Raw genomic sequence first — 11,888 nt, 5'->3', positions numbered from 1 at the left:
CGCGGTCGGGTCGCGATCAGGCGGCCGGGCTATCGCGAATATGCGGGGACGCAACCATGACCGACTACGCAATCGGATACCTGCGCCGAGACGTATCGGGTGTGAACTGGCAGCGGGACGAGGCACGAATCCATGCCGCCGCCGACGAACGGCGATGGACCGTGATCCTCGTCGTGCTCGCCGATCCCATACGTCAGGGCGCAGCGATCAACCGCCTGATGAACCTTGCCTACGCAGAGGGAGTCGACGCGGTAATCGTGCCGGGTCTCGCCCATTTCGAGCACGGGGACATCTCGGCGCTGGTCAAGATCGCCGACGTGGTCTGCGCCGATACCGGCAACCGGTACACGGTCCCCATGGATGCGATGGGAGACGCCGACGATCCGGTATCGATCGTGATCGGCGAGCGGCTCAGGGCTGGAGGATCATTCGGCCGGGCAGGCCGCCGGCGGCCTTGGCGCTGAAGGCTTTCACTGCTTCTTCGAGCGGGTAGACGGCGCCGACCTGGGGGCGGAGGTTGCCCTCGTCGATGAGGCGGGCGAGTTCGGTCAGTTGAGCGCGGTTGGATTCCTGGACGAAGACGACCTTGCGGATGTCGTCGCGGTCGGTGGGGAATTCGGCGGCTGCCTTGATGGTGATGAGGGTGCCGTTGGGGCGGAGCAGGATCGAGGAACCGGTGAGGACGTCGCCGCCGATCGTGTCGACCACCAGGTCGGCTCGACCCGCGGCGTCGGCCAGTTGCTCGGTGTCCAGGGCGAGGTAGCGGTCGGCGCCGAGTTCGGTAGCGAGCGAACGGGAGTGCTCGCGGCCGGTTCCGATGACGTGCGCGCCTGCCCAGTGCGCGAGCTGGACGGCCATCGAGCCGACCGCGCCGCCCGCACCGTGGATGACGACGGTCTGGCCCTTTTCGAGGTGCCCGTGGTCGAAGAGGGATTGCCAGGCGGTGAGTCCGGCACGCGGGACCGCCGCCGCCTGGATGTGGTCCAGGGTGCGGGGTTTGCGTGCGATATTGCGGGCTTCGACGGCGACGTACTCGGCGGCCGCGCCGTTGCGCAGCTGGTCGGTGAGGCCGAAAACCTCGTCGCCGACGGCGAACCCGGCGGTGCCGTAGCCGAGCGCGGCGATCACACCCGAGACCTCGTTGCCGGGAATGACCGAGTCCCGCGGGTGGCCGGCGCGGCAGTTCCAGATGGGCCAGTCCAGTTCGTTGTGCGTGATACCGCACGCTTCGACCTTGATCAGGACGTCGCAGAGACCGGGTTTCGCGTCGGGGACATCCTCGTAGACCAGTCCGTCGATGCCGGGCTCGCGGGTGCGAATAGCCTTCATACTCAGCTCTTTTCGTTGTACGAACGAAATCGACGATAGGACGGGCGGATGCGTGGTGTCGGCTAATTTCCTGGGAATTCGATGGCAGGATCCTGATCCGAGCCGAGCAGGAAGTGGCCCAGGAACACGACGTCCTCGTCGAGGGCGTCGAACTGGGCGATGCGCACCGCCTCCGGCTCGAAGAACACATCGCCGGGCCGCAGCACGACCAGCGGTTCGCCCTCGATCCGGTAGGCCACCGAGCCGGACACGATGCTGCCCACCACGGGACCATTGTGCGTGTGCAGGCCGGCCGCCGTGCCCGCGGGCATGGAGATGCGGCGGGTCTGGATGCGGTCGGTGCGCTTGGCGGGCGTCACCGTGACGTCCTGGATGATGGCGCGGGTGACAGCCGAGAAGGCTTGGGGCGGCGTGGTTTCCGGCATGCGCCGAGCCTAGCCCCGGAGCGGCGTTGTTGGCTAACCGGCTGGACGGGTTAGTCCTCGGTGGATTCGAACAACCCCGGAATGGTGAGCGCGTACTCGACATCCGCGCGCGTGCCGAGCATGGTGAGCACCCCGCGGATCATGGTCAGCCGGGCCGCATCGATGGTGGCCTGATCGGGTTCGCCGTGCGGTGCGTCCGCGGAGATGCGGTAGACGACGAATTCGCAGGTCTGCAGTGCGGTATCGAGGTCGAGATCGGTGGGGGCCCGCCGCCCCAGGCCGGTGATCTTGGCGCGTACCAGGACCCGGATGTCGTCGATGGCCTGCTCGCGATAGGCCGACACCGGCGAGCCCGGATCGTGCAGCTCGGCGAACAGCGGCGCCAGCATCGGGCCGTGACCGCCCGCCCAGTGCAGATACGCCTCGATCATATTGATGCCGAGTTCGACCGGTTGCTCGCTGCGTTCCAGCGCGGACCGGATGCCGCCGACCAGATCCTCGTTGGAGACCGTGAGCACCGCGTGCAGCGGCTCGACGGCGTTGGCGAAATAGCGGTAGAACGTGGGCCGCGCCAGCCCGGCCTTCTCGATGATCCGTGCCACGCTCAGCCCGCGCGAACCCTGCTCGGCGAACACCTCGGCGGTAGCCAGCACGATACGGGCGCGCACCTGGTCGGCCTGCTTCTCCGTCTGCGGCGGGCGGCCGCGGCGGGCCGGGGTGCCTTTGCCTGCCGGAGGGCTTGACATGGTGTGTGTCACGTCCATTAATCTAACACCAGTGTTCATGTAACACCGATGTTCAGTTAATAATGGGTTCCACCCGCACCCGACTCCTCGAGAGGGCGACCAATGACGACTGCCCCGCAGCTCGCCGCCGCCGATGCGCTGCCTTTTGACCTGGTCCAGCGCCTGCTCGGCCACGCCGTCGCGGGCGGAGCGCCCTCGGTGGAGGTGTTCGCGCCCGCCACCGGCGCCAAGATCACCGACCTGCCGCAGTCCTCGGTCACCGATATCGAGGCCGCCTTCGCCACCGCGCGCGCCGCGCAGCAGGAATGGGCGAAGGTAGCGGTCGGGGAGCGGGCCGCACTGCTCGGCCGCATCCACGACCTGGTGCTCGCCGAGCAGGACACCATCCTCGACATCATCCAGCTCGAGACCGGCAAGTCCCGGGTGCATGCCTTCGACGAGGTCTCCGACGTCGCGGTGAACACCCGCTACTACGCCGCCGAGGGCAAATCGATTCTGGCGCACCGCAAGCCGCGCGGCGTCATGCCGGTCCTCACCCAGGTGGAGGTGCGCAACCGGCCCAAGGGGGTGGTCGCGGTCATCTCGCCGTGGAACTATCCGCTCGCGCTGGGCGCCTCCGACGCGCTGCCCGCGCTCCTGGCCGGCAATGCCGTCATCGGGCGGCCGGACAACCAGACCGCGCTGACCCTGCTCTGGGCCATCGATATCGCCGAGCGCGCCGGTCTGCCCAAGGGCCTCTGGCAGGCGGTGCTCGGGCGGGGCGCGGTGGTCGGCACCGAGGTCATCGCGCGTGCCGACTACGTGGACTACACCGGATCCAGCGCCACCGGCCGCACCATTGCCCAGCAGGCCGGGGAGCGGCTCATCGGGTACTCGCTCGAGCTCGGCGGCAAGAACCCGCTGCTGGTGCTCGCGGACGCCGACGTCTCGTCCGCCGCCAAGATCGCGGTGCGGGCCTGCTTCGCCTCGGCCGGGCAGCTGTGCGAATCGATCGAGCGAATCTATGTGCACGACACGGTATACGACCGGTTCATCACCGAATTCGTGGCCCACACAAAGAAACTGGGCCTCGGCAGGACCCTCGACTACAGCTACGAGATCGGGTCGCTGACCTTCCCGCGTCAGATCGACACAGTCAGCAGGCACGTCGACGACGCGGTCGCCAAGGGCGCGACGGTCCTCGCCGGCGGTACGGCGCGACCGGACCTCGGCCCCTACTTCTACGAGCCCACCATTCTCGCGGGCGTGCGCGAGGGCATGACCGTCTACCGCGAAGAAACCTTCGGACCGGTCGTGTCGGTCTACCGCGTGTCCAGCGACGACGAAGCCGTCGCCCAGGCCAACGACACCGCCTACGGCCTCAATGCCAGTGTGTGGAGCCGAGATACCGCCCACGGCCGCGAGGTCGCCGCGCGGGTGCGCGCCGGATCGGTGAACGTGAACGAGGGCTTCATCGCCGCGTGGGGCTCGGTGGCCGCGCCCTCGGGCGGGCTCGGCATCTCCGGCACCGGCCGCCGGCACGGGCCCGAGGGCCTGCTGAAGTACATCGACACCCAGACCATCGCGGTGCAGCGGGTGCTGCCCATCGCGCCGCTGCCGGGCATGTCCGAACAGCTGTGGGCCAAGACCATGACGCTCTACCTGGGCGTCATGAAGACACTGCGCCAGAAGTGATTCCGCAGATCATTCGACAGGGGTACAGAGGGGTATGAAGACCGTAGCGGGCAAGAAGGTCCTGGTCACCGGGGCGGCTATGGGCCTGGGCAAGTCGTTCGCGCAGCGCGCGGTGGCCGAGCAGGCCGCCGTCGTGGTGCTGTGGGACGTCAACGAGCGGGCGCTCGAGGAGACCGCGGCCGAGCTGGCGGCGCTGGGCGGCAGCCGGATTCACCACTATGTGGTGGACGTGTCCGACCCCGACGCCATCGCCGAGGCGGGCGCGGCCGTGCGCGCCGAGGTCGGCGGAATCGACGTGCTGGTCAACAATGCGGGCATCGTGCGCGGCAACGGGTATTTCTGGGAGACCGGCAACCGTGCCGACATCGACAAGACCATGGCGATCAATTCGCTTGCGCCCATGTATATCGCGCTCGAATTCCTGCCCGCCATGGTGGCGAATACGGGCGTCGAGGGCCGCGTGCTGAACATCGCCTCCTCCGCCGGGCTGGTGGCCAATCCCCGCATGAGTGTCTACGCGGCCTCCAAGTGGGCGGCGCTGGGCTGGTCGGACTCGGTGCGCCTGGAGCTCGAGCAGTCCGGCAACGAGCACGTGAAGTTCACCACGGTCTGCCCGACCTACATCAACACCGGAATGTTCGACGGCGCCAAGGGCTTCTGGTTCACTCCGATCCTGGACCAGGAGGACGTCGTCGACACCTCCTGGACCGAGATGAAGAAGGGCTCCGCCCTGGTCGTCCTACCCTGGACCTCCCGCCTCAACCGCGCCATCTCCGGGCTGCTACCGCTCAAGGTCCGCGACTTCTACCTCAACACGGTGGGCGTCTACCACTCCATGGACGAATTCACCGGCCGTAAATAGCGATTCGAGCCGGATCGGCTCGAAGTGAGCGATTCGATCCAGCCGGGGCCGGTGCCGCAGAATCCGCGGCGCCGGCCCCGGGCCGTTTCCTGGTCGGGAATGTGCCGGCCGAAACGGCCATGGCGAGTGTGCCGGTGGCCGGAACCTGGTGCGGTACAGAACGTCGGTTACTTCTCGCGGGCTCAGTGGCGATCGAACCAGCGGGTAGGACAGCGGTGTGTAAGCATCGGTGCCATGTCGATCTCAGTGGAGTCCATCGCTCATATCCGCCTCACGGTCTGCGACATCGAGCGATCACGGTCCTTCTACGAGAGGATTTTCGGATGGCCTGTGGCGCTGGAGATTCCGGCCGACGCCGATGCTGAAACACGGCAGCGGCTCGGTTTCCTCTACGGCGGAGTGATCTATCGCATGGAGCACGGATTCCTCGGGCTGCGTCCCGCCGGTACCGATCGCTTCGACGAGAACCGCGTCGGGCTCGACCATCTCGCGTTCTCGGTCGGATCCCTGGCCGCGCTGGAGGCCGCCGCCGCACACCTCGATGCCTGCGGTGTAGTGCGCGAGGACATCAAGGACATCGGCGTCAGCTACATCCTGGAGTTCCGGGACCCTGACAACATCGCGCTGGAGTTGATCGCTCCGAAATAGGGCCAACGGGGCACCCCGGCATCCGGCGGGACGGCCAGGCTGCACGACGGTCCCTGGGCGCTGACCGAACATCCTGTGATGCCGAATCGCACGCAGACCGAATCCGCCGATCTCAGTAGGTGATCACGGCGCGGAACCGCACAGCGCCGCTGGCCACGCGTTCGTAGGCGTCGGCGGCGTTCGCCAGCGGGTAGGTCTCGACCATCGGCGTCACCTTGCCGGTGGCGACGAATTCGAGTGCCTGGGTGAGGTATTCGAATCCGCCGTGGGTCGCGCCGATGATCTGGTTGCGGTTGACCACGAAATTGATGCCGGTCTCGGGTGGCGGAATGATGAAGTCGGTGTCGTGCGGCAGACCGACCAGCACCATCCGCCCTTCCGGTCGCAACCCGTGCATACTGTCCATGGCCGCGCGGTTGGAGTTGCCGGTCATCAGGATGATGTCCGCGCCGCCCATCGCCTTCAGTTCCTCGCCGTTCGAAACTACTTCATCCGCACCCAGTTTCCGTGCCAGTGTCTCCTTGTCCGATGAATGCGTGATCGCGATCGTCTCGAACCCGGCCGCCTTCGCATACTGCACCGCCATGTGTCCGAGCCCACCGATACCCAGCACGGCGACCCGCTCGTGCGGCTGCGGATTGCCCGCGCACAAAGCGCTCCACGTGGTGTAGCCCGCGCAGGCGACCGGGGCGGCCAACTCGAAAGACAAACCCTCCGGCAACAACACCGTGGCAGCCTCGGGCGCGGCGAGATACTCGGCATGCCCGCCCTGGACGCTGAACCCGCTGGTTTTGGGTGCGGCGCAGCTCAATCCGGCCACCCCGGTGACCGGCTTGTTGAGCCGACAGTACTCACACCGGCCGCACGTCTGCAGAATCCAGGTCGTCGCGACCCGGTCACCGACCACTCGCGAGTGCACGCCCTCGCCCACCGCGACGATCTCGCCGACCGTCTCGTGTCCGACCACCCCGGGCACGCCCGTCGGGATCACTCCGGTGGTGGACCAGATGTCGGTGTAGCAGATGCCGCTGGCCCGCACCCGGATCAGTACCTCGCCGGGACCCGGTTCCGGCCTGGGCAGTTCGCGCACTTCCCACACCGCATCGACCGCCGGTACGTAGGCGGCCCGCATCGTCGCTGTCATTTCCGTCATGGTCGTGAATGCTGTCCGACGGTGCTGGCACTGCGCTGTCAGCCACTGCCAGCGAGCCACTCACGGTGACCTGGCGCCGCTCGATCAGGCTGGCTTACCCGACAAAAGTTTCCGCTGGCCGGATAGTGCGCGGCCCGAACCGGCCGGCGCGGGCCCGTGGAAGATCGACGGGCCGAGCGCCTCACAGGTCCCCGCTGTGCACACACATGTCGACGAGCGGATGTCAGCGGGCAAATTTTGCGATGGCCTGCGCGGTGACCGGAGTGAAGAGATTGATCAGGTTGCCGTCGGGATCGCGGAACAGCAACGACCGGTTCCCCCACGGCATCGTCGTGGGCTCGTTGACGAAATCCTCGACCGTATCCCGCAACCGCCGGTAATCGGCATCGACGTCGGGGACCAGGAATTCGATGATCGCGGTGTGGTTGTCGGCTGGGCGCGCGCTGCCCGCCGCGAACAGCGCCACGGTGCGGGTGCTTCCGATCGCGAGTGTGCAGGCCGGTGTGGCGATTTCGGCGAAATCCGGTGTACCCCAGGTTGCTTCGACACCGGTCACGTGCTGATAGAAGCCGACCAGCCGTTGGATGTCGTCGGTGATCAGGCGGATCGAGACGAGATTCATGGCGTACTCCTGTTGTCGGATGGGGCGGAGGTTCCGCCGCCGCAGGCCACGTTAGAGTCGATACCGGACAGTTTCCGCCCGGTATGGATGCGAGAATTTCCCGATGACACGCCCCACCGCCCGAGTGCTGGCCCTGCTCGAGCTGTTGCAGACCGGCGGCACCCATACCGTCGGTGAACTCGCCGGACGGCTCGGCGTCGATGAACGCACCGTCAGGCGATACGTCACCCATCTCACCGACCTGGATATCCCCGTTCGATCGGTGCGAGGCCGCTACGGGGGATACCGGCTCGCGCCGGGGTACCGAATGCCGCCGCTGATGCTGACCGACGACGAAGCGGTGGCCGTGTTGCTCGGACTCCTCACCAGCCGCGGCGTCGGCCGATCGACAACAGCCGCCCACGCGGCCGACAGCGCCACGGCCAAACTCCGTCGCGTCCTGCCCCCACGTCTGACGGCCCGTCTGGACGCACTGCTGAACACCGCCGAATTCACCGCCGACGCCCGCTCGGAGGTGGCTGTCGAGACCTCCGTCCTGCTCCGGCTCGCCGAGGCCACCGGCGAGCGCCGACCGGTCGCGATCGGTTATACCGACCGGAACGGGCGCCGCAGTGAGCGGACCGTACACCCATACGGGCTCGTCGCCCACTCCGGCCGGTGGTACCTGACGGGGATGGACAGCAACAGCGACGAACTACGTCAGTTCCGGCTCGACCGCATCACCGCGGTGACCACGCTGCCCGGAACGTTCGCTCCGCCCGCCGGATTCGAGCCGGCCGCTCATCTGCAGTCCGCACTCGCCACGGCGCGCTATCGGCACGAGGTATCGATCCGAGTGCAGGGCACACTCGCCCAGGTCCGCCCGCTGCTCCCCGCGACGATCGCGACCGTGCACGAGATCGACTCACCGCCCGCTGACACCCACCCGTGGGTCCAGGTCCGAATCCGGGCCGAACAACTCGACTGGATTCCCCCCGTCCTGGCCGGCCTGAATCGGCCGTTCGTCATCGAACACCCCGACATACTCAACGACGCCGTGCGCGCCCTGGCCCGCCGACTCACGGCGGCCGCCGACGGTCGATCCGAAGCCCACCGGTAGACCCTGGCACCACAGGGCACGCGATCAGCTCTCGCGCCGGGCCGCGTCCACGATCCACGCCGCGACCTGGGCGCGAGAGGTGAACCCGAGCTTGGACAGGATGTGCTCGACGTGGGCATCTGCGGTGCGCTGGGAGATCACCAGCCGGGATGCTATCTGCTTGTTGGTGAGCCCTTCGGCGACCAGGTCCGCCACCTGGCGTTCACGTTTGGTCAATGTCGTCGGGCCGGCGGGTGGTGTGTCGGCCGGTTGTTCTTCGTTCAGCGCGTAGGCGACCGCGGCGTTGATTCTCATTGTCTGGCCGCGTCGCCACGCCGCATCGAAGCGCGCTTCACCGAGCGCGCGACGCACGATTCGCTCGCAGTCGAGGTGGGCCTCGACCATCTGCGGGAAGTAGATCGCCACGCCGGGGGAGGTCTGCATCATGTTCGCCGCAGCGCCCATCAGCACGGCGGCTCGCTGGGCGTCGGCGCCGGCCGCGATCCACGCCAGCACTTCGAGATCGAGCGCCGCGACGAGAAGGCTGCGCATGCGCTGGTTGAGCTGCAGCGATTCCCGTAGCAAATCCTGTGCGCGGGAGTTCTCACCCTGCTGCCACGCCGCGATCCCGGTCATCCCCAGCGTGGTCGACCGGAACAACGACTCACCGCACGCCTCGGTGATGGACAGGATCCGCTGGTAACACTCGAGAGCCGGTCCGGTGTCGCCCTGCTGCGCGTGCGCCACACCGAGCAACAGCAACGCCACAACGTGCAGACATCCTCGCGGGTCGGAGCTCAGCACCTCGATGGCTCGATTGATACACGACACCGCGCGCGCAGGCTCCTCGCGATAGAGAGCCAGATCGCCCTCCGCATAGGCGATCAGCGCCTGATTCATGGGCGTGGGGTCCTGCTCGGCGAGCGCACGCCCCTGCGCGAGCAGGGTGGCTGCCGTCTGGAGGTCCCATTGCCGCGTGGCCATGAAGATGCTGGCATGTAGCGCACGGATCTGGTCGGTTGTCGAACGTGCGCAGGGATGGGCCAGGGTGCGGTCGAGCCAGCGGCGGCCTTCACCGAACAAGCCACGGAAACTCCAGAACACGAAGGAGGCGGCGGTGATGCGCAGCCCCGCTTCGGCTGACTGCTCGGTCGGGTCGGACATGCAGAATTCGAGCACTGCACGGATGTTCGCCTGCTCGCGGTCGAGCCGGGCCATCCAGTCGAATTGCCGGTCGCTGATCCAGTCGGCCTCGGCATCGAGCACCAGCTGTCGGTAGAAGTCCCGGTGCCGACGCTGCAGATCCTCGTCAGCACCGGCCTCGCGCAGCTTGTCCTGCCCGTAGTCCCGGACGGTGTCGAGCATCCGGAAGCGGACCGCACCCGTGGGTTCTTCCCTGATCACCACCGATTTGTCGACCAGCCCCGCCAACACATCGAGCAGCTCTGACACCTCGGTATCGGCGCCGCACACCGCCTCGACGGCGTCGAGTTCGAAACCACCGGCGAACACCGACAACCGGGCCCACAACTGCTGCTCGGCCGGGGTGCACAGCTGATAGCTCCAGTCGATGCACCACCGCAGGGCCTGCTGCCGTGTCGGCGCGGTGCGGTGGCCCCGGGTGAGCAGCGTGAACCGGTCGTTGAGCCGCTGCAGGATCTGCTCCGGCGACATGGTGCGCATCCGGGCCGCGGCGAGTTCGATCGCCAATGGCAACCCGTCGAGACGGGAACAGATCCCGGCCACCGCGGCCTTGTTCTCCTCGGTCAGTGCGAAGCCAGGCACGACTGCTGCGGCACGGTCGGCGAACAACGTCACCGCATCGTATTTGCGCAGCTCTCGCAGCGTCGGCTCGCGGCCGGCGGCAGGAATGCTCAGCGGCGACAGCCGCCGGACCGCTTCTCCGCCGATATCGAGCGGCTCGCGGCTGGTGACCAGGATCCGCAATCCCGGACACGCCGACAACAACGTCTCGGCCAGGCTCGCCATCGACTCGGCAACCTGCTCGCAATTGTCCACGACGAGCAGGGTTTCACGGGATCGCAGAAACTCGACCAGCGTGTCGTCGACCGGCCGGGCCGAATCGGCCCGCATGCCCAGCGTGGCAGCGACGATGGGGGCCACCAGCGAGGGATCACGTACGTCGGCCAGATCGATCGCCCACACCCCGTCGGCGAAATCGCGTCGAACGGCCGAGGCCGCCCGCATCGCCAGTCGGGTCTTGCCCACCCCGCCCATCCCGGCCAGCGTCACCAGCCTCGACACGGTCAGCAGGTGCTTGAGCTCGGTCAGCTCGGCGCGCCTGTTGACGAAGCTGGTCAACTCGGGCAGCACTTTGCCGCCGCGTCCTATGGTTCGCGACGAGGTCGGCTGACGGTTCTGCGGCTCGGGGTGGCGGGCGGCGGCGGGGTCGCTGGGCCGGGCCATCTCGCCAGTCGGGTAGCCGTAGCGTTGCTGCACCTGCCGGATGGCCTCACCGAGCTCCGCTGCGGAGGGCCGCTGCTCGGGGTCGCGGTGCATCGCCGATTCCACGAGCGTGGACACCTCGTCGGGGAAACCGCTATCGCGCAGGTCCGACACCGGCCCCCGGCTGATCCGCACGAACTGGGCCACCAGTTGCTCGCCGCTGCGCCGCTCGTAGGCGGCATGCCCGGTCAGCGCGCAGAACATGGTGGCACCGAGCCCGTAGACATCGGCGGCGGGAGTCGGAGTGTCGCCCTCGAGCACCTCCGGCGCGGTGAACGCCGGCGACGCGATCACAATGTCGGCAGCCGTTTCGAACCCGCCGGGGATACGCGCGATTCCGAAGTCGGTCAGGGCAGGTTCACCGTAGTCGGTGAACAGAATATTGCCCGGCTTCACATCGCGATGCACGATGCCCAGCCGATGCGCGCTCTCGAGCGCCCCGGCGATCCCGGCCCCGATCCGCAGCACATCATCCACCGGAAGCGGACCGTGCCCCCGAATCCGCGCGTCCAGCGAGTCCGAAGGGTAATACGGCATGACCAGATAGGGCCGCCCGCCGCTGGTGACACCGGCCTCGAACACGGTGGCGATATTGGGATGTCCGGTCAGCCGGCCCATCGCCCGCTGCTCGCGCACGAACCGCGCCCGGTTCTCCTCGTCGGATTTCCCGGTCAGGACCTTCACCGCGACCGTGCGATTCAACCCCACCTGCCGACAGCGATAAACCGCACCGAAACCGCCGGAACCGATCTCTTCGGCGTCCTCGAAGCCGACCGAACGCAACTCCTCCGCTACCGTCATGCTCACGTCACGGCGGGTACGGTTCGCGGCGTCGTCGATCATCAGCCGCGCGCAATCCTCTCGGTATGGCTGTGAGCACCGGAC

At 67.5% G+C, this 11,888-nt stretch carries 11 protein-coding genes; 5 read left to right on the top strand and 6 right to left on the bottom strand.

The window, feature by feature from the left end; genetic code table 11:
* Positions 1-56 precede the first annotated feature (56 nt).
* Positions 57-464, top strand: coding sequence for a hypothetical protein (locus ACIRRA_RS22020; RefSeq protein WP_402770968.1), 408 nt, complete (start codon positions 57-59; stop codon positions 462-464).
* On the opposite strand, the gene ACIRRA_RS22015 is transcribed toward ACIRRA_RS22020, so the two are convergent.
* From ACIRRA_RS22015 to ACIRRA_RS22005, 3 genes are all read right to left on the bottom strand, one after another.
* Positions 412-1,329, bottom strand: a complete 918-nt coding sequence (locus ACIRRA_RS22015) for an NADP-dependent oxidoreductase (RefSeq protein WP_402770965.1) — start codon at positions 1,327-1,329, stop codon at positions 412-414. The genes ACIRRA_RS22020 and ACIRRA_RS22015 overlap by 53 nt on opposite strands.
* Positions 1,330-1,391: 62 nt before the next feature.
* Entirely contained in the window at positions 1,392-1,754 is a 363-nt protein-coding gene (locus ACIRRA_RS22010; protein ID WP_402770963.1) for a hypothetical protein, read from the bottom strand.
* A 50-nt stretch (positions 1,755-1,804) separates the two neighbouring features.
* Positions 1,805-2,512, bottom strand: a complete 708-nt coding sequence (locus tag ACIRRA_RS22005; RefSeq protein WP_402770960.1) for a TetR/AcrR family transcriptional regulator — start codon at positions 2,510-2,512, stop codon at positions 1,805-1,807.
* 90 nt (positions 2,513-2,602) lie between these two features.
* Here ACIRRA_RS22005 and ACIRRA_RS22000 point away from each other — a divergent pair, with 90 nt between their 5' ends.
* The 3 genes from ACIRRA_RS22000 (at position 2,603) to ACIRRA_RS21990 (ending at position 5,684) form a co-directional block, all read left to right on the top strand.
* Positions 2,603-4,174, top strand: coding sequence for a succinic semialdehyde dehydrogenase (locus ACIRRA_RS22000; RefSeq protein WP_402770957.1), 1,572 nt, complete (start codon positions 2,603-2,605; stop codon positions 4,172-4,174).
* Positions 4,175-4,208: 34 nt separating this feature from the next.
* A complete protein-coding gene (locus tag ACIRRA_RS21995; protein ID WP_402770954.1) occupies positions 4,209-5,036 on the top strand; it encodes an SDR family NAD(P)-dependent oxidoreductase in 828 nt (275 codons plus the stop codon).
* A 234-nt stretch (positions 5,037-5,270) separates the two neighbouring features.
* On the top strand, positions 5,271-5,684 hold the full coding sequence (locus ACIRRA_RS21990; RefSeq protein WP_402770952.1) for a VOC family protein: 414 nt from the start codon (positions 5,271-5,273) through the stop codon (positions 5,682-5,684).
* Between the two features lie 112 nt (positions 5,685-5,796).
* On the opposite strand, the gene ACIRRA_RS21985 is transcribed toward ACIRRA_RS21990, so the two are convergent.
* On the bottom strand, positions 5,797-6,828 hold the full coding sequence (locus tag ACIRRA_RS21985) for an alcohol dehydrogenase catalytic domain-containing protein (RefSeq protein ID WP_402770949.1): 1,032 nt from the start codon (positions 6,826-6,828) through the stop codon (positions 5,797-5,799).
* A 232-nt stretch (positions 6,829-7,060) separates the two neighbouring features.
* Positions 7,061-7,459, bottom strand: coding sequence for a VOC family protein (locus ACIRRA_RS21980; protein WP_402770946.1), 399 nt, complete (start codon positions 7,457-7,459; stop codon positions 7,061-7,063).
* 103 nt (positions 7,460-7,562) lie between these two features.
* Between ACIRRA_RS21980 and ACIRRA_RS21975 the strand changes: the two genes are divergently transcribed.
* Entirely contained in the window at positions 7,563-8,558 is a 996-nt protein-coding gene (locus tag ACIRRA_RS21975) for a helix-turn-helix transcriptional regulator (protein WP_402770943.1), read from the top strand.
* Positions 8,559-8,582: 24 nt separating this feature from the next.
* Here the strand turns inward: ACIRRA_RS21975 and ACIRRA_RS21970 are convergent, their stop codons facing one another.
* Positions 8,583-11,846, bottom strand: coding sequence for a protein kinase (locus ACIRRA_RS21970; RefSeq protein ID WP_402770940.1), 3,264 nt, complete (start codon positions 11,844-11,846; stop codon positions 8,583-8,585).
* Positions 11,847-11,888 lie beyond the last annotated feature (42 nt).

It is taken from the genome of Nocardia sp. NPDC101769 (assembly GCF_044766925.1).
In the GTDB taxonomy this organism is placed as follows: domain Bacteria; phylum Actinomycetota; class Actinomycetes; order Mycobacteriales; family Mycobacteriaceae; genus Nocardia.
This window is presented reverse-complemented; position numbering and strand designations above follow the sequence as displayed.